A 23155-nucleotide genomic window follows, 5' to 3' on the forward strand; every position below is an offset into this window, starting at 1 on the left:
CCCGAGTTATTCTACTTGGTTTCGTCCCTGTCCAGAACAAGGTTCAGCTCGAGAACATTGACCACCGGCTCCCCGAGGAATCCAAGTTCACGAGGTTCGATCTGTTGCTCTACAATCCGGCGCAATGCGGCTTCATCAATCCCGCGTGCCTTTGCAACGCGAGGCACCTGATAGAAGGCTGCCTCCGGGGAGATATGCGGATCAAGACCGCTTGCAGATGTTGTCACGAGGTCAATCGGTGGTTCTGTAGAGCCTTCTTGGTGCGCAAGGGCCGCGGCGTTCGCTTTAATCCGCTCAATGAGCTTTGGATTGGTTGGGCCCAGATTGGAACCACCGGAGCTTGCGGCATCGTAACCGTCTTTTCCTGCGGCAGATGGCCGACCGTGAAAATACCGATCGCTGGTAAAATTCTGGCCGATCAATTGGGAGCCGATGATTGTGCCGTCCTTTTCGATAAGGCTGCCACTGGCTTTCGCCGGAAAGATCGCTTGGGCGATGCCGGTCATGCCGAGCGGATAGAGTAATCCGGTTATAACGGTAAGCGACACGATCATGACAAGCGCTGGACGAAGTTGTTTCAGCATTTTTGCTTATCCTTATACGAGGCCAAGGGTGATAATCGCCAGATCGATGGCCTTGATGCCCACGAACGGCACGACGACACCGCCGAGTCCGTAGATTAAAAGATTACGCGAAAGGAGAGCGCCTGCGCCGACCGGCTTATAGGTGACGCCTCTCAACGAAAGCGGGATCAGGGCCACAATGATCAGGGCATTGAAGATGATGGCCGACAAAATGGCACTCTGTGGAGAAGCCAATCCCATAATGTTGAGCGCGCCCAACTGCGGATAAAAGGCCAGAAACATCGCCGGAATGATTGCAAAGTACTTCGCAATGTCATTGGCGATGGAGAATGTGGTCAGTGCCCCCCGCGTCATCAGCAATTGCTTGCCGATCTCAACAATTTCGATGAGTTTCGTGGGATCACTGTCGAGGTCGACCATATTGCCTGCTTCACGCGCGGCAACCGTGCCGGTGTTCATGGCCACGCCTACATCAGCTTGCGCAAGGGCAGGGGCATCATTGGTGCCATCGCCGCACATTGCAACAAGTTTGCCCTTGGACTGTTCCTCGCGGATCAAAGACAGTTTGTTTTCAGGCGTTGCCTGCGCCAGAAAGTCGTCCACCCCGGCTTCGGCGGCGATGGCTGCTGCGGTCATCGGGTTATCACCGGTAATCATGACTGTACGAATACCCATCCGGCGCAGTTCCGCGAAGCGTTCACGGATGCCGCCTTTGACGATGTCCTTCAGATGCACGACACCAAGGAGTTGACCATCCTTGGCGACAGCAAGCGGTGTGCCGCCCGCCTTGGCGATCGTATCAGCGATGGATTGCAGTCCGGACAGGGTGCCTTGATCAACGCGGCTGCTCTGCTCCACATAGGCGAGCACCGCATCCACCGCACCTTTGCGAATGACAGAACCTTCAACATCTACCCCGCTCATGCGGCTTTGTGCGGTGAACGGTACAAAATGAGCGTGAAGGCTCTGCATGTCGCGCCCACGCAGGCCGTATTTTTCCTTGGCAAGAACGACGATAGAGCGACCTTCCGGTGTCTCATCGGCAAGCGAAGCCAACTGTGCCGCGTCGGCCAAGTTTTGCGCGGTTACGCCGCTGACAGGTACAAAAGCAGTCGCCTGACGATTGCCGAGGGTGATCGTTCCGGTCTTGTCGAGAAGAAGCGTGTCGACGTCCCCTGCGGCCTCTACGGCACGACCAGACATGGCAAGCACGTTGAACCGAACGAGACGATCCATGCCCGCAATGCCAATAGCGGAAAGCAAGGCGCCGATTGTAGTCGGGATGAGTGTTACAAACAGTGCAACCAGCACTGTGACCGGAACATAACCGCCTGCATAGGTCGCAAAACTCGGGATTGTCACAACGGCCAGAACGAATATCAGCGTCATGCCTGCAAGCAGAATGTTGAGTGCGATCTCATTCGGCGTCTTCTGACGTTCGGCACCTTCCACCAGGCTGATCATCTTGTCGATGAAGGTTGAACCCTGCGCGGCAGTGATGCGGACCTTGATCCAGTCGGACAGGACCTGTGTTCCACCGGTGACGGCGGAGCGGTCGCCGCCGGACTCGCGAATGACCGGTGCGGATTCCCCGGTGATGGCCGCTTCGTTAACGGAGGCCACGCCTTCGATGACTTCGCCATCCGAGGGAATAATGTCACTGGCTTCCACCAGAACCACATCACCCACCTTCAGACTGGTCCCCGGTACATTCTTCCAGCTTTGGCTTTCCGGACTATCCAGAAGTTTGGCCTGCGTTTCTGTTCGTGTGCGGCGCAGGGAGTCCGCCTGCGCCTTTCCACGTCCTTCGGCGACGGCTTCAGCAAAATTCGCAAACAGAACCGTGAACCATAGCCAGAGAACGATCTGGAACGAGAAGCTGGCATCGGGATTGCTGGTGGCAACGTCCTTCAGGAGAAGCAAAGTGCTCAACAGTGAAACGACTGCAACCACAAACATTACCGGATTGCGTGCAAGGCTCCTCGGGTTGAGCTTGCGGAAGGCATCGCCGATGGCGGGTAAAAGGATGCGGGCATCGAGAATGCTCGCGGATTTGGACTGGCTCATAAAGGAGGCTCCAGTAAATTACGTTTCCGTTTCGGAAAATCTCAGATCAACCCGGCAAGCTGAACCGCGAGAAGGATGGCGGTCGTTGCCAGAAGGATAGAGAGGATGCAGTTTGAGGGGCGCAGCATCAGAACATTTGTCCCTTGATCATTGCGAAGTGCTCGGCGACGGGCCCGAGCGCCAGCGCGGGGAAGAAAATCAAGCCACCGACTACGAGAATGACGCCAATCAGCAAGCCGACGAAAAGCGGGCCTGTTGTCGGGAAGGTACCGGCGGATTGCGGAGCGGCTTTCTTGGCGACAAGCGAACCGGCGATTGCGAGAGCCGGAATGATGACGAGAAACCTTCCCATCAACATGGCGAGACCGATCGTGATGTTGTACCACGGCGTATTGCCGGATAATCCACCAAAGGCAGAACCATTATTCGCTGTCCCTGAGGTATAGGCGTAGAGGATTTCCGAGAAGCCATGCGGGCCGGGGTTGGCGATTGACGCCAGACCTGTCGGTAGGACCGAAGCAATGGCCGTGAATCCAAGAATGGACAACGGCAGGCAAAGGACGGCCAGCATCGCCATCTTCACCTCCTTGGCTTCGATTTTTTTGCCGAGATATTCGGGAGTTCGCCCAACCATCAGGCCAGCTACGAAAATGGCGACGACGACGAAGAGGACTATGCCGTAGAAGCCTGCGCCAACCCCGCCGATGATTATCTCCCCAAGCATCATATTGATCATGGGGATCATTCCGCCGAGCGCCATCATGCTGTCATGCATGGCGATCACTGCGCCACATGAGGCAGCGGTTGTAACAACGGCGAATAGCGCGGACATAGCGATGCCGAAGCGTGTTTCCTTACCTTCCATGTTGCCGCCGTCAATTCCGAGTGCATGGATAAGAGGATTGCCGGTGGCTTCCGCCCAGTAGCAGACTGCAACGCCCGCGACGAACAATATGCCCATGGCGGCAAAGATCGCCCAGCCTTGGCGCTCGTTGCCGACCATCCGCCCGAAGACGTTGGTCAGCGAAGCACCGATGGCGAAAATCGCAACCATCTGGATCAGGTTGGAAATGGCGTCGGGGTTTTCGAAAGGATGCGCGGAATTGGCGTTGAAAAAGCCGCCGCCATTGGTGCCAAGCATCTTGATCGCGAGTTGCGAGGCGACTGGCCCGAGCGCTATCACCTGTCGCGCACCCTCCAGCGTCGTAGCTTCGGCATAGGCTCCAATCGTTTGCGGCACGCCGAGACTGACGAAAGCCAAGGTAAGGAGGACGCACAAGGGCAGTAGGATGTAGAGCGTGCAGCGCGTAAGATCGACCCAGAAATTTCCAAGCGTCTTCATCGACTTACGCGAGAACGCGCGAATGAGCGCTATGGCGATGGCAACGCCGGTCGCAGCTGAAACGAAGTTTTGCACTGTCAGCCCTGCCATTTGCGTCACGTAAGAGAGTGTGCTTTCGCCGCCATAGTTCTGCCAGTTGGTGTTGGTGACAAAACTTGCGGTGGTGTTGAAGGCGAGATCAGCGGGAACGTTGCTCATGCCCATCGGATTGAAGGGCAGGGAGCCTTGAACCCGCTGGAGCACGTAAAGGAGCAAAAAGCCCGCCAGGTTGAAAAGAAGCAGGGAAACGGTGTAGGTTGTCCAGTGCTGCTCTTCGCGTTCGCTCGTGCCTGCGAGACGATAAAGCCCGCGCTCCGCAGGCACCAGGATTGGTGAAAGAAAAGTCCGTTCACCGTTGAAAACGCGCGTCATGTAGCCGCCGAGCGGCTTGACGAGCAAAATGATGATCCCGCAGAAAACGAGGATCTGAATCCATCCATTAAGGGTCATTGTCTTTTCCGAGGACTGAATAGCTGCCGGTTACGTGGTGTCGGCCAGAAACCCGCTTAGAATCGTTCTGGTCGCAAAAGCGCATAAAGAAGATAGGCGGCTATGAAGACGGCGACCAAAGCGCCGGCGATGTATTCGATCATCATGACCTGCCTCAAAGCCTTTCGCAGATGCGCAAATAGCCGAACAGCAGGCTAAAAAAGCCGATGCCGATTGCAAGGACGAAGAAATCCATAATCATGCCCGAGAGGGCTCCCTGTTTCTTACAGGGGCATTATGTTGCCGTTTGGCATAGGGTTTCGAGAGCGAAGCCGGGACCGAAAAATAAAAAACTCATATATGGAAGCGGCCCTTTAGGAGCGATGCCAGGGAACGAGAGTTAGAGCGAGGCTGCAGCTGCAGCCCGGCCCGCCGTCCGACCGGAAAAGATGCAGCCGCCAAGAAACGTCCCCTCAAGCGCGTTATATCCGTGATAGCCGCCGCCGCCGAAACCGGCGGCCTCACCTGCAGCGTACAGGCCAGGTACTCTTTCTCCAGCTGAATTGAGAACCTGGGCGTCCAAGTCGGTATGCAGGCCGCCGAGTGTCTTGCGTGTCAGAATATGAAGTTTGACTGCAATGAGTGGACCATTGGAAGCTTCCAGCATTGGATGCAGGGGAACGGCGCGTGTAAGACGATCGCCGATATAGGCCCTGGCATTATGAATCGCCATTACCTGAGCATCCTTGGAATAGCGATTGATCAGCTCGCGGTCCCGCGCTTCGATTTGATCGCGTATATGGTCAAGCTTGAGAAGCTTTTCTCCCGTTAGACTGTTCATTTTTGCAATGAGTTCATCAAGCGTAACCGCTGTGACGAAATCCGCTCCATTGTCCAGAAATGCCTTCACCGGAGGTGGCGGGGCTTTACCAAGGCGGCTTTTAAGCAAGAGTTTCCAGTCCTTGCCGGTGATATCCGGGTTTTGTTCCGATCCGGACAGGGAGAATTCCTTACGAATGATTTTCTCCGTCAGGACGAACCAGGAATAATCGTAGCCGGTGGATAGAATATGTTTGAGCGTGCCCAGTGTGTCGAAACCGGGGAGATAGGGGGCAGGGAGGCGATCACCCCTGGCGTCGAACCACATGGAAGACGGTCCCGGCAGAATGCGAATGCCATGGTTCGGCCAAATCGGGTCCCAGTTGCGCACGCCTTCCGTGTAGTGCCACATGCGATCGGCATTGATGACGTGACCGCCTGCGGCTACCGCGATATCAATGCCTCGCCCATCGACATGGGCCGGAACACCCAACACCATTTCTTTCGGCGGATTGCCGAGCCGGTCGCGTGGCCATGCTCTTCGAACTTTGTCGGGATCTCCGCCTATTCCCCCCGACGTGACGATCACGCAGTCCGCGAAGTAGGCGAACTCCCCTACGGCATCTCGTGATGAAGGTTTCCCGCGCTCAACGGTCGAAGGGGCCAGCACTTCGCCATAGACGCCGCTGGCTCGTCCGTCTGTAGTGGCTATGCTGTTGACTCGGTGGCGGCATTTCAAGGTAATAAGCCCTTTGCCGATCGCTTCACGAAGAGATCGTTCGAACGGCGCAACGACGGCGGGCCCAGTGCCCCACGTAATATGAAAACGCGGCACGGAATTGCCGTGACCATCTGCTCGCGCGCCGCCGCGCTCTGCCCAGCCCACAACAGGAAACCAGCGCATGCCGAGACTGTGGAGCCAGGATCGCATTTCTCCGGCGGCAAACGCCAGATAAGATTCCGCCCAGCGCTTTGGCCAGTGGTCTTCGGGTCGATCAAATTGTGCCGAGCCGAACCAATCTTGCCGTGCGAGATCAATATTGTCCTTGATTCCAAGACGACGCTGTTCGGGACTGTCGACCATAAACAGTCCACCGAGCGACCAGAATGCCTGTCCGCCGATGGAGTTTTCGCCTTCCTGTTCGAGGAGAATGACTTTGCGCCCGTCAGCAGCCAGCTCGTGAGCCGCGACAAGCCCCGCTAGTCCTGCTCCGATGATAATCGCATCAGCATCAGCCATCCCCGCTTCCTCTCTCCCAAAAGGCGCTTGATACAGGCATCGTGACTGAAGGGACGAAGCGTTGCAAGCGATGGCTGAAACTATTCAACCGAAGAGATAAGGCACGGTCCAGTCGGCAATCAGCTTGATGGAGAGTCCGAACAAGGTCAGTTGAACCAGCAAGAAAAACGGACCGTCCGGCATTATTCGCGTCAGCTTGGCGCCGACGAAGGTACCGACTATTGCAGCGGGAACCAGCCAGAGACCAAGCGACGTATCGAGGTGGGAAAACTGCTGCAACTGCCAGTAAGGAACGAGTTTAACGGCGTTGACGATGGCGAAAAGAATAGTCGAGGTACCGGCGAAGACCAGCTTCGGGAGGTGTTGTGGCAACACATACATCTGAAACGGTGGAGCCCCGGAATGAGAGACAAAGCTGGTCAGTCCGGTAAGTACACCCCAGAATGCTCCGCCGGGCACATCCGCCTTTCTGGCTTTCTTACGATAACGGGCGCCGAACCACGCGTTGAAACAGAAAAGGATACCAACCAAGCCGACCAGCATTCCTATGAATGTAGGCGACAGGTGCGCACTGAACATCCATCCGATGCCGACGCCGAGAATCGCGGCGGGAGTCAGGATCGCGAGATTGCGTGGGGAAAAATGGCGGCGGTAAAGATACAGCCCGAACATATCGCTGATGACATAGATCGGAAGCAAAAGCGCAGCAGCAGTGACGGGTGATATGACTAATGCCATCAAGGGAACGGCAAGTGTACCAACCGACGGCAAGCCACCTTTTGAAAGCCCGACAAGAAATGCCGCAATGACTGCGATTGCGAGAAAAAGGGGCGTATGTTCGATCATGTAACGGCGATGTCAGATTTGCGAGCGGTGAAAAACATCTCCGGTCGGAGGACCGGAGATGTTGTGTGTGGATATCAGGCGTGGGCCCATTCCCAATAAAGGGCACGAGCGCGTTTGGTCAGCGGTCCATATTCCAGTTTGCGGTCATCGAAACCGACGATCGGGACGACTTTGCTCATGTTGCCTGAAGAAAAGATTTCGTCTGCCTGGCGGAAGTCGTCAATTTTCAGAACGGTTTCATGAACGGAAATGCCCGCATTGCGCAACAGGTTGATGACCCTCTGGCGAGTGATGCCGTTGAGGAACGTGCCGTTGGCGGCCGGGGTGAACACCTCACCGCCGCGGACCATGAAAACGTTGGAAGTTGCAGTTTCTGCGACATTGCCAAGAACGTCCGTCACCAGAGCATTGTGGAAGCCCTTTGCCTTGGCCTCACGCAGCATGCGCGCATTGTTCGGATAGAGGCACGCAGCTTTGGCATTGACCGGCATGACTTCCATATAGGGTCGGCGGAACGACGTAGTGGTGATAGTGAAGCCTTTTGGTTCGACCATGGGGATCGCTTCCAGGCAGAGTGCAAAATCCGTTGACGAGGCAAGCGGCGCGACAGTGCTCGTGTCGCCTTCTTCTGCCCAGTACATGGGACGGATATAAACGTCTGTTCCCGGCGCGAATTTCTTCAGGCCTTCGCGCGCCAATGTTTCGATATCGCTGGTAGAAAGTGTGGGCTCCAATCCCAAAGCGCGGGCTGAATCATTGGCGCGTGCACAATGACGGTCGAGATCGGGCGTAACACCTTCAAACAGGCGTGCGCCATCAAATACCAGCGAACCAAGCCAGGTCGCCTGCGAGGCTGCGCCTAGAATTCGTACATCCCCTTCACGCCATTCGCCCTTGTAATAGGTCCACATCGCCCGCTTATCGTTCATTTTCCTAGTCCTTTGACAATATTCTTTCATGCTTCCGCCCGCGTCAGAACGCCTTCAAACACAGATCGTTGTCGGAAAATGCTCGGAGCGTCTCGATATGATTGAAACGGATCAATGTCCTAAGCACACTTTTAAGGTGCGGTTTCATCGATCCGGCACGGGCCTGCGTGCATGGTAGGAGGAGGCAACGCCGGAGACAAGCGCGAACTTGTCACGGTTTGCTTTCAGGATTGTTCTTCAACAAGCGCCGGGGTGGGCTCCGATGTAACCACAGCCGGAGGGCCCTCCACGCCGCGTTGTCTTTCGCGAATGAAAGTAAAGAGACCGGAAATAGTGATGAGAACGATGCCGATCATCATTGGCGTGTCTATATGGTCGTGGAAGACGAAATATCCGAACAGGATCGCCCAAATCATCTGACTGTATTGCGGAGAGGCGATGGCGCTCGCAGGCGCGCGCTGGGCCGCAAGCATCAACAGGATATTGGCTAGTGCTGCCAGAAGACCGTAGCCTGCGAGGTAGATCCACTGCTCAGTGTTGGGTGCCTCAAATGACGGAGCCATCAGAGCTCCGCAAATGATGATGGGACCGATCAACCCGCTTGTATAAAGGGATATGCGCTTTTCCTGCTTACCCATGACGCGGAAGATGATGATGCTCATCGCTCCGCCCATGCCGGCAGCAAGTGCTCCGAGATGGCCGATGGAAAGCTCCCGGAATCCAGGCCGCAGCACGATAAGAACTCCGACGAATCCGATAAGCACCGCCGACCATCGCCTCCAGCCAACCTGCTCTTTCAGGAATACCACGGAAAGGATCGTCACGTAGGCAGGCAGGAGGAAAATGAGCGCGAAAGCCTCCGCCATGGAGAGATGTGTGAATGCGGTAACGCTGCCTATGGTTCCCATGGCGGCCGTTACGGTCCGCAATAGCCACATCTGAATGTTGGTTGTGCGAAACATGTCCAGCCAGACATCGTCTGCTTTCTTTGTAAAAGGGATAGCCAGCAGACCAAGGACGGCGCCGAAAAACGCGACTTCATACGGCGATAACGTTCCATCGAGAAACTTGACGCAGGCGTCGCTGACAGCGAATGCCGCATAGGACGCAAACGCGAGAAAAATACCATAAAGCATGACGATGTCCGAAAGAAACGGGGGGAGGGGTTCGTTCCTATCGTTCCCTTAATCGATTAGAAGCCTATTGGCAAAAGACATTTCTGAAATTCTGTTTTTAAAGTCTATAAGCAGCTCATTGCTTGAGGAAGAAGTAAATTCGACCTTTTCAAGGTTTCGAGCTCAAGCAAAAACGCATGCCTCATTTGCAATCATATCCGTGGTGGAAATTTGGGCAAACGCCTATTTACCCATCATCCAAACGAGGAGAAAGCAAATGAACATTCGTCAGAAAGTACAGCAGTTCGTATCCCGCCGCCGCGCTATCCGTGAGCTCGGTGCAATGGACGACCATCTTCTTGCCGATATCGGTGTTTCGCGTTCGCAGATCCAGAGCGCAGTTTTCGGTAAGTAATAACTTATGGCGTGTCTCCCGAAGGATCGCCCCGTAAGTGAAAATCGAATAAAATAACAAAGCGTCGGTCTCCAGTCCCGACGCTTTTGTTTTATGTATCCCTTATTTAAATAGTTTTTCCTGGCCGACATTCTGGATTAGGTTCGGTATCGCGGTACGCTGGAACCGCTTGAATCCAGTCTTGTCCATCATCTTCTCACAGAATGCTAATGGGACATAATCCGTGCCTTTTTGGGACAGATTGCGATTGCGTGTATCCTGAATTTCAGTCAACTTGTACTTGCGGGGGCGGCGATGAAGGTACGGTCTTTCCGTTTTAACTGCGGTAGAATTGCCGTTCTTCATCGCTTCTATTTCATAGCAACGTTCTATTGCCGGTGCATGTTGTCATACCAAGTCATTGCCAGTAAGAAGTTGGAATGCAGGAGTGCACGTAGATCTACCTCTTGCATCATCGGGCGGTCTCAGGCTTATCTGGCTGCCCGATGATGCAGAGGAAGACTCAAGATGGACATTGTCTGGCGCGGAATTCTGATCGGGATCGGCGCAACCATAGTAATGGATTTATGGGCACTTTTGCTTGCTGCAATGCCCGGACAGGCACGTCCAAACTGGGGTCTGGTGGGACGCTGGTTTTGGCATCTTCGGCATGGGCGGATTTTCCACGACGATATTTCCTCTTCTGCACCTTATAAGCATGAAGTAGCGCTCGGCTGGATCGGGCATTATGCAGTCGGCATTCTTTATGGCGTGATCTTTGCCATTTATGGTGGCGCGGAATGGTTTTCTGATCCAGTATTTTTCCCGGTTTGGATATTTGGTATACTGACGGTATCGGCGGGGTGGTTTTTATTGCAACCGGGCCTGGGAATCGGTTGGGCGGCGTCCAAGCTGCCAAATGCGCGCAATGTGCGACTGCTCAATCTTATAGCGCATACATTTTTTGCTCTTGGCATGTACGGAACGGCCTTGCTCCTGCAAAGCTCATTCCAAACAGTCGGTTAGAATTTGCAGAGCCGCATTCACGAACTGTCTTTTTTGAATCTGTTTCAAATATTTCCCGCAAATGAGTGACTGGCGCGCGGTGAAATCTCAGTCCACACTAAATCATGTCAACAAACTGGCATTCACGCGGCAGAACTGTGCTTTTGTCCGCGATGGGTGTATGGGGAACATGTCCGCCTGCAAATCTGCAGCGGCAACTAACATTATGGCAATCGCATAGGTTGCTTCAACTCGACACATTTGCGGGGCGCAATAGGTTGCGCGTCGTGATTTGACGCGAATTGGGGCGCTAAATTGACGGGCGCTTTGCCTTGGAGGGACGATGCTCGAAAAGCTGTTCAAATTGCAGGAACACGGCACAACGGCGAGAACGGAAATTATTGCCGGCGTGACGACCTTCCTGACGATGTCTTACATCATCTTCGTAAACCCGGATATTCTGTCCACTACGGGTATGGATCGAAACGCCGTTTTCGTTGCCACCTGCCTTGCGGCAGCTCTCGGCTCGATCATCATGGCGCTCGTCGCAAACTGGCCAATCGGCATGGCGCCCGGCATGGGTCTTAATGCCTTCTTCGCCTTCACCGTTGTTGGGGCGATGGGTTTTTCCTGGCAGCAGGCACTCGGTGCTGTCTTTATTTCGGGTATCATCTTCCTGATCCTGACCGTTACAGGTGTACGCCGCTGGTTGGTGGAGGGTATTCCACATTCGCTGCGAAGTGCGATTGCAGCCGGTATCGGCATGTTCCTGGCTTTGATTGGTCTGAAAAGCGCTGGTGTGGTTGTCGGCAATCAGGCGACTTTGGTTGGCCTGGGTGATTTGACGAAGGCGGGACCGCTTTTGGCGATTGCGGGCTTCTTCATTATCGCGGTGCTGGACGCCCTTAAGGTTCGCGGTGCGATCCTCATTGGTATTCTCATTGTCACCGTGGCATCTATCGCTCTTGGCATCAGCCAGTTCGGCGGTGTTTTCTCAGCGCCGCCTAGTCTTGCTCCGACTTTCCTTCAGCTTGATGTGATGGGTGCTCTGCATACTGGCATTCTGCACGTCATTCTCGTTTTCGTGCTGGTTGAAGTTTTCGACGCCACAGGCACGCTGATCGGCGTGGCTAAGCGTGGCGGTCTGATTGAACCGGGGAAACCAAACCGTCTCGGACGCGCCCTTTTTGCCGACAGCACGGCAATTCTGGGTGGTTCGCTTCTCGGTACTTCGTCCACGACGGCCTATGTGGAAAGCGCATCCGGCGTTCAGGCGGGGGGCCGTACAGGCTTGACGGCACTGGTCGTAGCACTTCTGTTTCTTGCGGCCTTGTTCATTTCCCCGCTCGCTGGTTCTGTTCCAGCCTACGCGACGGCACCGGCCCTTATCTACGTCGCTTGCCTGATGATGCGTGAATTGACCGAGATCGAGTGGCACGACGTAACGGAAGCTGCGCCGGCTGCGCTGACAGCTTTGGCTATCCCGTTCACCTATTCGATTGCCAACGGTTTGGCCTTCGGTTTCATCAGCTATGTCATCCTCAAAGCCTTCACGGGCAAGGCACGTGACGTGCATCTGGCTACCTGGCTGGTCGCTGCACTTTTCGTCATCCGCTTCGCATTCTTTGCGGAGTAACCGTAAAGCGCCGGGCCGAAAAGGTCCGGCGTAATTCTGCAATAGCGGGAGGAACCAACTGTGCAGACGAATGAACTGAAACTGCTTGAAAAGCTTATTGAGGTTATCGAGCAGGACATCATTCCGCTGACTGAGCGAGGTGTTGCGGAAGGCAACAAGGTTTTCGGTGCGGCGCTGTTGCGCAAGTCAGATCTGTCTCTTGTTCTTGCTGAAACCAATAACGAGACCGAGAATCCGCTCTGGCACGGCGAAGTGCACACATTGAAGCGCTTCTATGAAATGCCGGAGAATGGACGTCCCGATACGAAAGACATGGTGTTTCTTTCCACTCATGAGCCGTGCTCCATGTGCTTATCGGCTATCACATGGAGTGGTTTCGACAATTTTTACTACCTTTTCAGCCATGAAGATTCACGGGATGCTTTCTCTATCCCGCATGATTTGAAGATCCTCAAGGAAGTCTTCACGCTGGAACCGGGCGGATACAACCGCGACAACGCTTTCTGGCATAGCCATTCGATTCCGAAAATGATGGCATCCTTGCCGGACGCCGATCGTTTGCGACTCCGCAAAAAGCTCGACGCGATTTTTGCGAAGTATGACGAATTGTCCGACACTTATCAGTCAAGCAAGGATGGTAACGCAATTCCTCTCAACTGATGAACAATCGTTTCTTATAGTCATACGCCTGAAATAGCCTCGTGCCAGAGGGGATGCGCGATACAGGACACCCCGTTCGCGCATTTTCCATGTCTGACAGGACGAGTATCATGACTTCTGACCACATAATATCAGCGATTGGCTTTTGCACTCCGGCAGGTGACGGCAATTTCAGCACGCTTGAAGGGGCAATCCGTAATATCGTCGAACTCGGTTCGGACGCTGTGGAATTGTCGCTTTATGGCGAGGAAATAATCTCAGGCGGCCGTCTCATTCCGCACCGCGTGGATCGCCTCGTCAATATTACCAGACAGTTTGACGTCCGTTACAGCGTCCACGGACAGATCGTTTCCAATTTCATGGATCGCGAACATCTTGAGTATCAAAAGGCAGTGGTCCGGGCGATGCTGGAACTCTGCGATCGTGTGGGAGCGGAAGTACTTGTTCATCATTCCGGCCACGCCACAATGCCTGCGCCTTCTCGCCTTCCCGACCTCGACAAGATGGAGCGGGATGCGCTCGGCGAAATGGCGGAACTGGCAAAGTCTTATGGCGTCCGCATCGCGCTGGAAAATATCTTTGCAATGAGCGATGCCGAGTATCGGCAGACACCGGCTCAGGTTGCCGAAACGGTCGCTGCGGTCAACCACTCTTCCGTCTGCGGGCTGATCGACTTCAGCCATGCTTATATTGAGTGCAGTCGTCTCGGAATCGATTGGCGTCCGCAAATTCGTGCCATGGCTCCGGTAACCGGGCATCTGCATGTTCATGACAGTTTTGGTCGCCCTTACACGATGACCAAGTTTTATCATCCTGCGGAGGCAACGGCGCTCGGTATTGGCGATCTGCATCTGCCGATCGGTTGGGGCGATATTCCGTGGGACGAGATTTTCGATGAACTGACTTTTTTGCCCGATACCTTCCTGATCATGGAAATCGGGGAAGATCGTTTCAGTACCGAGCAGGCTGATAGTCTTGCGCGTGCCCGCAAGCTCGCCGAACGAGTTAACAGCCGCCGGAAAGCCGCTTGAACGAAACAAAACAGGCCGCGTGACGAGCGCGGCCTGTTCGAGTTTTCAAATTGTTTTTATTTCCGAATTTCGCTTAGCTGCTTTTGCACCGCATCGATGACGTCGTCGCCGATCTGAGACTTGTATTTGGCGTAGATCGGCTGGGATTTTTCGAGCATGCGCGCGTGCTCTTCCGGCGAAAGCGTGTTTACTTCCAGACCCGCTTCCTTGATCTTCTCGAGTGACTTCTGGTTCAATTCACGAATGACCTTGCGTTCTACGTCGCGTCCGACAACGGCGCATTCACGCAAGGCGGCTTGTTCCTCAGGGGAATATGTGTCGAAGATCGGCTTGGAATACAGGAACAGGAACGGCGTATAGGCATGCTTGGTTTCTGTCACATATTTCTGCACTTCGTAGAATTTTGAAGTATCGATGGTGACGTAAGGATTTTCCTGCGCATCGATGGCCTTGGTTTCCAGCGCTGAGAAGATTTCACCGAAAGCCATCGGTGTGGCATTGGCACCGAAATTCTGGAATGTGTCGAGGAAGATGTTGTTCTGCATCACGCGGACTTTCATGCCGCTGAAATCTTCCCATTTGTTGACCGGATGTTTTGAGTTTGAAAGGTTTCGGAAGCCGTTTTCCCAATAGGCAAGATTGACGAGGCCGACGGCCGCGAGCTTTTCGTCCATCATTTTGCCGAAGGGGCCGTCGACGACGGCATCTGCCTCTTCATCGTTTGCGAAGAGGAATGGCAGATCGAAAACGCCAAGCGCTGGAACTATCCCGACGAGGGGCGACGACGAGGTTACCACGCCTTCCTGCACACCGGAACGCAGTGCCTGCGTTGCCTGCAAATCGCCTCCCAGAGCTCCACCCCAGAAGGCGGTTATCTTCATTTTGCCACCGGACTTTTCAGCAAGGCATTCATTCATTGCCTTGATGCCATTGCCGACTGGATGATCCTCGTTGATGCCATTGGAGACACGAATGTTGCGCTCCTGAAATTCGGCAAGAGCGGGTACGGTTAGCGCGGCCGCCATCAGGGCGGTTGTTGCCAGCATAAGCAATTTCTTCATTGAACTCTCCTCCCAGAGTTGATGTTAAACCTAATGCAGCCAGTTCATGGGTACCAGTACGAGACTTGGGAACAGAACCAGCAGGAACAGCACGATCACTTGCGAAATCAGAAATGGATTGACGCCAGCGACCACTTTTCCGAGCGGCACCTTTGAGACGCCGCTCACCACATTCAGCACGACGCCGACCGGCGGCGTGATGAGCCCGATGCTGTTGTTCATAATGAAAAGAACGCCGAAATAGGCCGGGTCGATCCCCGCCTGTTTGACAATCGGCATCAGGACTGGCGTCAGGATGAGGATCGTCGGCGTAAGGTCGAGTGCTGTTCCGACGACGAGCACAAGTATCATGATCGCAAACATCAGCAGTTTCGGACTGTCGATCAGCGGCGCGATGTAACTGCTGATTTCAGCCGGGATATTTGCTGCCGTTATCAACCATGACGACACCAGGGCCGACGCGACGAGAAACATGATGACGGATGTTGTTTTGGCAGCTCGCAAAAACACGCCGTAAAGATCGACAAATCTCAGTTCGCGATAGATGAACATGCCGACAAAAAGGGCATAGGCTGCGGCAACCACAGCCGCTTCTGTCGGTGTCATGACGCCCATACGGATGCCGCCAAGAATGATCACGGGCATGCCGAGCGCCCAAAGTGCACGTCCGGTCGCCTGCAGCCGATCTTTGCCGGATTGCTTGGGAAGCACCTTGAGATTGTCTTTTCTGACGACGATCTGCCAGGTGAAGAGTAACGCGATACCCATCATCAGACCGGGCACTATCCCGGCCATGAAAAGCTGCGTTATCGATACGTTGGCAGCAACCCCAAACACGATCATGGCCATGGATGGCGGGATAACCGGCGCGATGATGCCGCCTGCCGCCATCAGTCCCGCAGACCGGGGGATGTTGTAGCCCGCTTTCGCCATCATGGGGACTAGGATGGTTGCCAGCGCCGCAGTGTCCGCAGCGGCGGAACCCGAAACGCTGGCCATGATGATGGCTGCGAGAATGGCAACGACGCCGAGGCCGCCGCGAATATGCCCGACGCAAGCTATGGCGAAATCAATGATGCGGCGGGACAAGCCGCCGGAATTCATAAGCTCACCAGCCAGAATGAAAAACGGTATTGCCAGCAGCGTGAAGGAATCCACGCCGGCAATCATGTTCTGCGCGATGATCTGCGTGTTGAACATCCCCATGTACCACATGAGAACCACACCGCAGAACATGAGCGAGAAAGCGATCGGAACGCCGATAGCCATGGCGCTGAGAAGCGAGCCGACAAATACTACGAGCGTCATGTCGTCTACTCCATCAGATGGTCGAGCGAGTGTTCGCCCGCAAAGGTGGCAATTTCCTCATCGGTCAAACGACCGGTGACAGCGCGCAGGAAGCGCTCGGCGGCAATGATGAACATTGCGCCACCCGTGAATAACCCGACGCCGTAAACCCAGATCATTGAAAGTCCCGTGACGGGTGCGACCATGCTGGCGTTGATGTCGAACTGTTTCCAGGTGCCCCAGAAGAAAATCCCGGAACAAAGCAGGACGATCAGATAACTGATTGCCATGCAGGTAACGCGCCCTTGCCGTCCAAAGCGAGCAACGAGCGACTCGATGCCCAAATGGCTATTCTCGCGAAAGGTGAGGACGGCTCCAAGAAAAGACACCCAGACGAAAAAATAACGCGCAAGTTCTTCCGATACGGTCAGTCCAGAGTTTGCGGCGTAGCGCAAAATCACGTTGACGAAGACCATAATAGCCATGCCGGCGAGGAGGAAGACGAGAATTGCGCCAAGTATCTTGTAGAAGAAGTCTATGGCTTTCGTCATCTATGCGCCCTCAGACTTTATCGAGCAAATCGCGCGCTTGCAGGTTCTGGATCAGCGCCCTGATACCGAATGTCCATTCAGGACATTTGTCGGTCCGGTCGACCCAGTTGATGAGCCGTCCAAGCTTCGGCGTGGAAATCTCCACGCGGTCGCCGACTTCGTGGGTAAACCCTTGTCCCGCACCACGACGATCCTTCACGGGCGCGAACATGGTGCCAAGAAACAACACTGCGCCGTCCGGATACTGATGATTGCGGTTCATCATCTGTGACGCAAGATTTTCAGGATCGCGGCTGATCGCTTCCATAGGGCTTTCGCCGGTCATTTCGAAACCGTCAGCCCCATGAACCGTCAGCGACAGCTTGAGTTTGCGCAATACGTCCATAGTGAATTGGGCGTCGAACAAACGAACAAACGGGCCGATAGCGCAGGAAGCATTATTGTCCTTCGCTTTACCGAGCAGTAAAGCCGAACGACCTTCCACGTCTCGAAGATTGACGTCATTGCCAAGAGTTGCGCCGACAATACGTCCATCCGAGGCGACAACCAGGACCACCTCGGGTTCCGGGTTGTTCCATTGGGAAATGGGCAGAATGCCGACGGTAGCGCCGCATCCAACGGCCGACATCGGCTGAGATTTGGTGAAGATTTCCGCGTCGGGCCCGATACCCACTTCCAGATATTGGGACCAGAGTCCCATTTCCTGAAGAAGCGCCTTGACCTCCGCAGCCTTTTCGGAGCCTGCCACGACGCCGCGCAAATTGTCGCCGATAACCGGCGCCAGACGTTCGCGAATTTCGCGGGCTCGAGAGGGATCGCCTTTGGCCTGTTCTTCAATCACGCGTTCAAGCATGCTGTCGGCAAAGGTAACGCCTGCTGCTTTGATGGATTGCAGGTCTATGGGAGCGAGCAACTCCCCGCGATCACCGGAAAGATAATCATCCAGAGAACCGAGGTTTGGATAGCTCTCGGTATTCTCCAGTTCACTTATTAGCGAACGGCGTTCCAGAAGGCCCGAAACCGTAGCTGACAAGCTGGACAGATCGTGCACATGGCCATTTTTGACCAATACAGGACAAGGACCGTTTTCGGCTTTCGACCACACACGGCCAATCAAAACCGCTGAGTGGCTGTCTTCAGGCAGAATCACCGTTGCTTTCAGTTCACGCTTGTCTTGCACAGATATCCTCCCAATGTATGGCCGTTTCCCACGGGCCATATGTTGTCAGGATGCCTGACAACAATAGTACTATTATTAGCAGTCCAGAATTGAGTCCAGCCTTGAGACGGCTTTGAGCTCAAAAATTAGATCGATCTGTTTTTCTTCGGCCGACGGTATAGGCTTTGTCCATTTCGGAGCTGAGGGCCATGCCCAGCCCGGTACCGGGCGGAACCGTAATCATGCCGTCCTTGACTTCGGGCAGGGCGGTAACAAGATCGCGATACCATGTTTTGTAGAACGCGCGGACGCTTTCCTGAATCAGGGCATTTGGTGCGTTGAGCGATAGATGCGTCGAAGCACACAGAACGACCGGTCCGGTGCAATCATGTGGCGCGACCGGAAGATGCCAGGCTTCGGCCATAGCAGCGATCTTCCGTGCTTCAGAAAGGCCACCACACCAGCTCAAGTCAAGCATGACGACGCCGGCCACGCCTGTTTCCAGAAGATCACGAAATGCCCATCGGCTTCCTAGAGTTTCGGAGGCACAGATAGGTGCAATGCTGGCTTCTGCATAACGTTTGAGACTGCCGAGACTGTCCATCTTGATCGGGTCTTCGTGCCAGAAAGTCTTGAATGGCTTGAGTTCACGGGCAATCTGCATGGCGGGCAAGAGCTGCCACATGGAATGGAACTCGACCATGATATCCATGCGATCACCGACCGCCGCCCGGATTTTTTCAAAAGGCTGCAATGCCGCTTTGAGATCGGGTTGAGAGATATACTGCCCGCGTGTCTTTTCTGCCGCCATGTCGAATGGCCAGATTTTCATCGCCGTTATGCCTTCTTCCAGCAATGAGAGGGCAAGTTCATCGGCATGGTGCAGGAAGCCGTTCAGATCGTCGTAGCTGGCTCCGGAACCGGCCAGACCGTAGTTGCCGGATTGCTGGCCGGTAGCCTTCTTGATGTATTCGGTTCCGGCGCACGTATTATAAGTGCGGATGGATTGACGACTGAAGCCGCCGAGAAGCTGAGCGATAGGGAGATTGGCAGCTTTGCCGTATAAATCCCACAGGGCGATATCGAAAGCGGAGTTGCCACGCACTTCCGCGCCGGTTGAACGGAAACCGAGATAGCCCACAAGGTCAGAGGCCAGCAGATCGATTTGCAACGGATCGCGACCTAGAACACGCGGCGCGACATATTCGTGCAGATAGGACTCGACCGTCTCGGACATGAAAAAGGTTTCGCCGAGGCCGGTGATTCCTTCATCTGTATGAACTTCCACCCACAAAAGATTTGGCCGTTCGGCGATGCGAATGGTTTCGATTGCTGTGATCTTCATTGCACCTCCCAATGCAACTGCTTATCAGGCGCTAATCTTGAGGAACGTCGTTGAGCTTTTCGATATGAAGAAGCAGGGCGCTATGATCCTTCTCGCCTCCGCCGTCTTCAACGAAAGTCGCAAAAGCCTCTCGCACGGTCTCGGTCAACGGCAATTTCAAGGACAGGTCGCCTGCGGTCTTCAGGATCGAGTTGAGGTCTTTCAACTGAATGCGCGATGTGCCTCCTGGCTTAAAATTGCGGTCGATCATCCGTTTGCCGTGGAGTTCGAGAATGCGGCTTTCACAGAAACCTCCGCGGATGGCATCGCGGAATGCGGCACGCGACCCGCCGCCTTTTTCGACAAGAACCATTGCCTCTGCGATTGCCCCGATGGTCACGGCAACAATCTGTTGATTGGCAAGTTTTGCAAGCTGGCCGGCACCTGACGGACCCACGCGCGTGAGGCGTCCCAACGGTTTGAACACATCGGCGAGGGTGGCGATAACCGCTTCATCACCTCCGGCCATGATGGCGAGTGTACCTTCCTGTGCACCGACCACGCCCCCGGAAACCGGCGCGTCGATATGATTGACGCCCGTCGCCTCCAGACGCTTCGAATGCTCGCGCGCGAAGTCCGGCGAAATTGAACTCATGTCGATGACTATGCTGCCTTTTTTCAAGACAGCAGCGACACCTTGCTCAAAGAGGACATCACGTACCGCTGGTCCATCGGTCAGCATGGTGATGACGATATCGGCGTCCACCCCCGCCTTTGCGGCGGTTTGAGCGAGCTTGGCACCTTTTTCCACAAGGGGGGCAGACTTGGCGCTGTTCCGGTTCCAGACCGTTACGTCGAAGCCTGCATCCAGAAGCCGACCGGCCATTGGTGCGCCCATCAGGCCGGTACCGAGAAAAGCGATCCTGCATTTCAAAGCTTGCCTCCCATTTCATCTTCGATGTGAACGCGAATGATCTCATCAAAGGAGGTTTCGGCGGTGAAGCCAAGGGCCTGTGCGCGTTTAGCCTCGAAACCGGGCGCCCACCCTGCGACCATGCGCATGATCATTTCATCTGGCTCGCGTCGGATGAGTCGGACGGCCTTATCGCCAGCAACGCGGCGCAACGCCTCAATCTGCTCACCGACGGTGGCGCTGAGACCAGGCATGGAAAGATTGCGACGCGCACCGACCGCTTCCGTATCGATAGTGGCTCCATGAATCAGAAAGCCCACCGCTGAGCGCGGCGAAGCATGCCAGTGCCGAACCTCTTCAGGAACAGGTAATATGGCTTCCTGACCGGAGAGCGGTTCGCGCAATATACTGGAGAAAAAGCCGGATGCAGCCTTGTTCGGTTTGCCCGGCCTTATGCAGATCGTCGGCAGGCGGATGCCGATACCGTCGAAGAAGCCGCGTCGCGTATAGTCGGACAAAAGAAGTTCGCTGATTGCCTTCTGCGTGCCGTAACTGGTCAACGGCGTCGTATGAAATTCATCCGGGATCGGATAGGGCAGCGGAGCGCCAAAAACGGCGATGGAGGATGTGAAGACCACACGAGGCTTATAGCCATCGGCAACGTGCGCAAGTCTGATTGCATCGAACAGATAACGTGTGCCGTCCAGATTAATTCGATATCCTTTGTCGAAATCCATCTCTGCTTCACCGGACACGATTGCCGCTAGGTGAAAGATGACATCAGGCCGTCCTGATACGATCTTCTGCGCGGTTTCCTTGGTGGATATATCCGCAGCCAAAGTGTCGACCGATCCTGCGAAGCCGACTGGAGGTTCTGCGGCGACGATATCGACAAGCGTGAGCTTCTCTACGGGGATATCCCCGAGACGGCCATCGTTGGAAAGGCGCTGCGCTAATTTGCGGCCCACCATGCCAGCGGCGCCGATGATTGCGATATGCATCCAGAAATCTCCTCCCTGCCTTGCAGCCACTGACACTCAAATGATGCAGACTTGGCTGTGGAACAACACTTATCCAATCTCCCGCAGATTCATGTTGTAGGGTTGTCTGATAACCTTATATGTAAGCGTTGGAAACAGTTTTCTCCGTTCTGTCCAAGGAATGAAACGGAAAAGCCCGCCGCATCTGAAAAACTGTCGTACTCCTGCGACAGCGCATTGCACTTCGATAAAGCCAAGAGGATATCATGTACGTTACGGGGGACAGGGCGGGAAACAAGCAGGACGGTCTCGTCGCTCTTTTGGGTGGCGATCTGGTTATGACCGAACAAAATGACATGTCTGGCTATTGTCGTGACTGGCCGGGGGATGTGGAAAATGCGGCGGTTGCTGTGATCCGTCCGCGTTCGACAGCGGATGTTTCCGCCGCGGTCAAAGCCTGCGCTTCCCTGGGATTGTCTATCATTCCGCAAGGCGGAAATACCGGTCTCGTGCAGGGTGGCGTACCGGATGGCCGGGACAATCTCGTCATTTTGAGTCTTGAGCGGATGAACCGCATTCGGAAAATAGATCCGGATGATTTTTCAGCGGTTGTCGATGCGGGTTGCATTCTCTCGGAACTGAAAGACAAACTGGCAACCGAAGGAATGTTTTTTCCGCTGGCGCTTGGTGCGCAGGGAAGCTGTCGTATCGGGGGAAATGTCAGCACCAATGCCGGCGGCATCAATGTGTTGCGCTATGGCATGACCCGCGAGTTGATACTGGGGCTGGAGGTCGTTCTGCCTGACAGTACTATATTCAACGGTCTTTCGACGCTGAGAAAAGACAATGGCGGCATTGATCTGAAACAGCTTTTTATCGGTGCGGAAGGCATTCTTGGAATAGTAACCGGCGTCGCAATCAAACTGATGCCCTTGCCGGACAAGGTGGAAACTGCGCTGCTTGGGCTCAATTCCCTTGAAGATGCCATTGCGCTTTATCGGCGGGCACGGGTGCAGTGCTGTGATCTGATGTCGGCATTCGAGTTCATGCCTCCGGTGGCTTTTACACTGGCACAAGAGGCGATGCCGGAACTCGCCACGCCGCTGGGGCAATATCCGGCCTATGTCTTGATGGAGATTTCAGGCTCGGGACTGGTCGATATAGCGTCACTGATGGAGCAGTTTCTTGCAGGAGCAATGGAAGATGGCCTCGTTCTTGACGGGACCATCGCGTCCTCGCGGGCACAAGGTCAAAATCTCTGGATGTTTCGCGAGGCGATGAATGAAGGGCAGGCGCTGCGTGGCAAGCATCTGCGCACTGACATATCGGTTTCATTGTCGAAACTGGCATCGTTCGTCGATGAAGCTGAAAGGGAACTGGCCAAGGTTCTTCCTGATTGTCTCGCGGTTTCCTATGGACATGTCGGGGACGGCAATGTGCATCTCAATGTCATCCCGGAAAGCAATCTCGATGTTGCTGCGAAAGACGCGAAGATCAAGCTTGCGAAGGAAACGATCAATGCTGTTCTGGATCGTTATGCAGGCAGCATTAGCGCGGAACACGGCATTGGTCGCCTGAAAAGGGACGATTTCGAGAAGCGTATTGACCCTGCACGGCGAAAGCTGCTTGAAGGTCTCAAACAGGTAATCGATCCGGACAACATCATGAATCCGGGCTGCCAGCTTTCGCTTGACTCTTCAAAAGGCTGACGACACATCAATTGCACAGGCAATCAGGGAGACTT

21 protein-coding genes are annotated in these 23155 nt (G+C 54.7%); 6 read left to right on the plus strand and 15 right to left on the minus strand.

Annotated features, from left to right (window positions below; translation table 11 throughout):
• Positions 1-11: 11 nt before the first annotated feature.
• From kdpC to ACS5UA_RS08395, 8 genes are all read right to left on the minus strand, one after another.
• The gene (gene kdpC, locus ACS5UA_RS08360; RefSeq protein ID WP_006469032.1) at positions 12-584 is read right to left on the minus strand and encodes a potassium-transporting ATPase subunit KdpC; all 573 of its coding nucleotides are present in this window, start codon (positions 582-584) and stop codon (positions 12-14) included.
• 12 nt (positions 585-596) lie between these two features.
• Entirely contained in the window at positions 597-2651 is a 2055-nt protein-coding gene (gene kdpB, locus ACS5UA_RS08365; protein ID WP_006469031.1) for a potassium-transporting ATPase subunit KdpB, read from the minus strand.
• A gap of 127 nt (positions 2652-2778) precedes the next feature.
• Positions 2779-4482 (minus strand): potassium-transporting ATPase subunit KdpA, encoded by a 1704-nt coding sequence (gene kdpA, locus ACS5UA_RS08370; RefSeq protein WP_006469030.1) that lies wholly within the window; start codon positions 4480-4482, stop codon positions 2779-2781.
• Positions 4483-4538: 56 nt separating this feature from the next.
• Entirely contained in the window at positions 4539-4628 is a 90-nt protein-coding gene (kdpF, locus tag ACS5UA_RS08375) for a K(+)-transporting ATPase subunit F (protein ID WP_021587266.1), read from the minus strand.
• 233 nt (positions 4629-4861) lie between these two features.
• The gene (locus ACS5UA_RS08380; protein WP_443101258.1) at positions 4862-6520 is read right to left on the minus strand and encodes an FAD-binding dehydrogenase; all 1659 of its coding nucleotides are present in this window, start codon (positions 6518-6520) and stop codon (positions 4862-4864) included.
• Between the two features lie 84 nt (positions 6521-6604).
• Complete coding sequence (locus tag ACS5UA_RS08385) at positions 6605-7366, minus strand: sulfite exporter TauE/SafE family protein (RefSeq protein WP_006469027.1); 762 nt, start codon at positions 7364-7366, stop codon at positions 6605-6607.
• Between the two features lie 74 nt (positions 7367-7440).
• Positions 7441-8295 carry a branched-chain amino acid aminotransferase gene (locus ACS5UA_RS08390; RefSeq protein ID WP_031346972.1) on the minus strand — a complete coding sequence of 285 codons (855 nt, stop codon included), beginning with the start codon at positions 8293-8295 and terminating at the stop codon, positions 7441-7443.
• A 224-nt stretch (positions 8296-8519) separates the two neighbouring features.
• Complete coding sequence (locus ACS5UA_RS08395) at positions 8520-9431, minus strand: DMT family transporter (protein WP_006469025.1); 912 nt, start codon at positions 9429-9431, stop codon at positions 8520-8522.
• Between the two features lie 256 nt (positions 9432-9687).
• Here ACS5UA_RS08395 and ACS5UA_RS08400 point away from each other — a divergent pair, with 256 nt between their 5' ends.
• The 5 genes from ACS5UA_RS08400 (at position 9688) to ACS5UA_RS08420 (ending at position 14136) form a co-directional block, all read left to right on the plus strand.
• Positions 9688-9825, plus strand: coding sequence for a DUF1127 domain-containing protein (locus ACS5UA_RS08400; protein ID WP_006471330.1), 138 nt, complete (start codon positions 9688-9690; stop codon positions 9823-9825).
• Between the two features lie 507 nt (positions 9826-10332).
• Positions 10333-10830, plus strand: a complete 498-nt coding sequence (locus tag ACS5UA_RS08405; protein WP_006469022.1) for a DUF2938 domain-containing protein — start codon at positions 10333-10335, stop codon at positions 10828-10830.
• 322 nt (positions 10831-11152) lie between these two features.
• Positions 11153-12445: an NCS2 family permease gene (locus tag ACS5UA_RS08410; RefSeq protein ID WP_006471329.1), complete on the plus strand. Its 1293-nt coding sequence runs from the start codon at positions 11153-11155 to the stop codon at positions 12443-12445.
• Between the two features lie 60 nt (positions 12446-12505).
• Positions 12506-13105, plus strand: coding sequence for a nucleoside deaminase (locus ACS5UA_RS08415; RefSeq protein WP_006469021.1), 600 nt, complete (start codon positions 12506-12508; stop codon positions 13103-13105).
• 110 nt (positions 13106-13215) lie between these two features.
• Positions 13216-14136 (plus strand): sugar phosphate isomerase/epimerase family protein, encoded by a 921-nt coding sequence (locus ACS5UA_RS08420; protein ID WP_006471328.1) that lies wholly within the window; start codon positions 13216-13218, stop codon positions 14134-14136.
• A 56-nt stretch (positions 14137-14192) separates the two neighbouring features.
• On the opposite strand, the gene ACS5UA_RS08425 is transcribed toward ACS5UA_RS08420, so the two are convergent.
• The 7 genes from ACS5UA_RS08425 to denD form a co-directional block, all read right to left on the minus strand.
• Positions 14193-15197 carry a TRAP transporter substrate-binding protein gene (locus ACS5UA_RS08425; protein ID WP_063621077.1) on the minus strand — a complete coding sequence of 335 codons (1005 nt, stop codon included), beginning with the start codon at positions 15195-15197 and terminating at the stop codon, positions 14193-14195.
• A gap of 30 nt (positions 15198-15227) precedes the next feature.
• Complete coding sequence (locus ACS5UA_RS08430; protein ID WP_006469018.1) at positions 15228-16505, minus strand: TRAP transporter large permease; 1278 nt, start codon at positions 16503-16505, stop codon at positions 15228-15230.
• A 5-nt stretch (positions 16506-16510) separates the two neighbouring features.
• Positions 16511-17035 carry a TRAP transporter small permease gene (locus tag ACS5UA_RS08435; protein ID WP_006469017.1) on the minus strand — a complete coding sequence of 175 codons (525 nt, stop codon included), beginning with the start codon at positions 17033-17035 and terminating at the stop codon, positions 16511-16513.
• Positions 17036-17045: 10 nt separating this feature from the next.
• Positions 17046-18215, minus strand: coding sequence for a fumarylacetoacetate hydrolase family protein (locus tag ACS5UA_RS08440; protein WP_081252510.1), 1170 nt, complete (start codon positions 18213-18215; stop codon positions 17046-17048).
• Positions 18216-18333: 118 nt separating this feature from the next.
• Entirely contained in the window at positions 18334-19539 is a 1206-nt protein-coding gene (locus ACS5UA_RS08445; protein WP_006471326.1) for a mandelate racemase/muconate lactonizing enzyme family protein, read from the minus strand.
• A gap of 31 nt (positions 19540-19570) precedes the next feature.
• Positions 19571-20452 (minus strand): NAD(P)-dependent oxidoreductase, encoded by an 882-nt coding sequence (locus ACS5UA_RS08450; RefSeq protein ID WP_006469014.1) that lies wholly within the window; start codon positions 20450-20452, stop codon positions 19571-19573.
• The gene (gene denD, locus ACS5UA_RS08455) at positions 20449-21432 is read right to left on the minus strand and encodes a D-erythronate dehydrogenase (protein ID WP_006471325.1); all 984 of its coding nucleotides are present in this window, start codon (positions 21430-21432) and stop codon (positions 20449-20451) included. The genes ACS5UA_RS08450 and denD overlap by 4 nt, the downstream gene beginning before the upstream one ends.
• A 245-nt stretch (positions 21433-21677) precedes the next feature.
• On the opposite strand from denD, the gene ACS5UA_RS08460 reads away from it, so the two are divergent.
• A complete protein-coding gene (locus tag ACS5UA_RS08460; protein WP_006469012.1) occupies positions 21678-23120 on the plus strand; it encodes an FAD-binding oxidoreductase in 1443 nt (480 codons plus the stop codon).
• The last annotated feature ends 35 nt before the right edge of the window (positions 23121-23155 follow it).

Source organism: Brucella sp. RRSP16 (assembly GCF_052246815.1).
Lineage (GTDB): Bacteria > Pseudomonadota > Alphaproteobacteria > Rhizobiales > Rhizobiaceae > Brucella > Brucella intermedia.

Excerpts from the sequence above, each read along its gene's own strand:
- kdpF (WP_021587266.1), bottom strand. The coding sequence starts at position 4,628 with ATGATGATCGAATACATCGCCGGCGCTTTGGTCGCCGTCTTCATAGCC.
- ACS5UA_RS08395 (WP_006469025.1), bottom strand. The coding sequence starts at position 9,431 with ATGCTTTATGGTATTTTTCTCGCGTTTGCGTCCTATGCGGCATTCGCT.
- ACS5UA_RS08435 (WP_006469017.1), bottom strand. The coding sequence starts at position 17,035 with ATGACGAAAGCCATAGACTTCTTCTACAAGATACTTGGCGCAATTCTC.
- ACS5UA_RS08425 (WP_063621077.1), bottom strand. The coding sequence starts at position 15,197 with ATGAAGAAATTGCTTATGCTGGCAACAACCGCCCTGATGGCGGCCGCG.
- kdpB (WP_006469031.1), bottom strand. The coding sequence starts at position 2,651 with ATGAGCCAGTCCAAATCCGCGAGCATTCTCGATGCCCGCATCCTTTTA.
- ACS5UA_RS08380 (WP_443101258.1), bottom strand. The coding sequence starts at position 6,520 with ATGGCTGATGCTGATGCGATTATCATCGGAGCAGGACTAGCGGGGCTT.
- ACS5UA_RS08460 (WP_006469012.1), top strand. The coding sequence starts at position 21,678 with ATGTACGTTACGGGGGACAGGGCGGGAAACAAGCAGGACGGTCTCGTC.
- ACS5UA_RS08410 (WP_006471329.1), top strand. The coding sequence starts at position 11,153 with ATGCTCGAAAAGCTGTTCAAATTGCAGGAACACGGCACAACGGCGAGA.
- kdpC (WP_006469032.1), bottom strand. The coding sequence starts at position 584 with ATGCTGAAACAACTTCGTCCAGCGCTTGTCATGATCGTGTCGCTTACC.
- denD (WP_006471325.1), bottom strand. The coding sequence starts at position 21,432 with ATGCATATCGCAATCATCGGCGCCGCTGGCATGGTGGGCCGCAAATTA.
- kdpA (WP_006469030.1), bottom strand. The coding sequence starts at position 4,482 with ATGACCCTTAATGGATGGATTCAGATCCTCGTTTTCTGCGGGATCATC.
- ACS5UA_RS08405 (WP_006469022.1), top strand. The coding sequence starts at position 10,333 with ATGGACATTGTCTGGCGCGGAATTCTGATCGGGATCGGCGCAACCATA.
- ACS5UA_RS08445 (WP_006471326.1), bottom strand. The coding sequence starts at position 19,539 with ATGAAGATCACAGCAATCGAAACCATTCGCATCGCCGAACGGCCAAAT.
- ACS5UA_RS08385 (WP_006469027.1), bottom strand. The coding sequence starts at position 7,366 with ATGATCGAACATACGCCCCTTTTTCTCGCAATCGCAGTCATTGCGGCA.
- ACS5UA_RS08390 (WP_031346972.1), bottom strand. The coding sequence starts at position 8,295 with ATGAACGATAAGCGGGCGATGTGGACCTATTACAAGGGCGAATGGCGT.
- ACS5UA_RS08400 (WP_006471330.1), top strand. The coding sequence starts at position 9,688 with ATGAACATTCGTCAGAAAGTACAGCAGTTCGTATCCCGCCGCCGCGCT.
- ACS5UA_RS08430 (WP_006469018.1), bottom strand. The coding sequence starts at position 16,505 with ATGACGCTCGTAGTATTTGTCGGCTCGCTTCTCAGCGCCATGGCTATC.
- ACS5UA_RS08420 (WP_006471328.1), top strand. The coding sequence starts at position 13,216 with ATGACTTCTGACCACATAATATCAGCGATTGGCTTTTGCACTCCGGCA.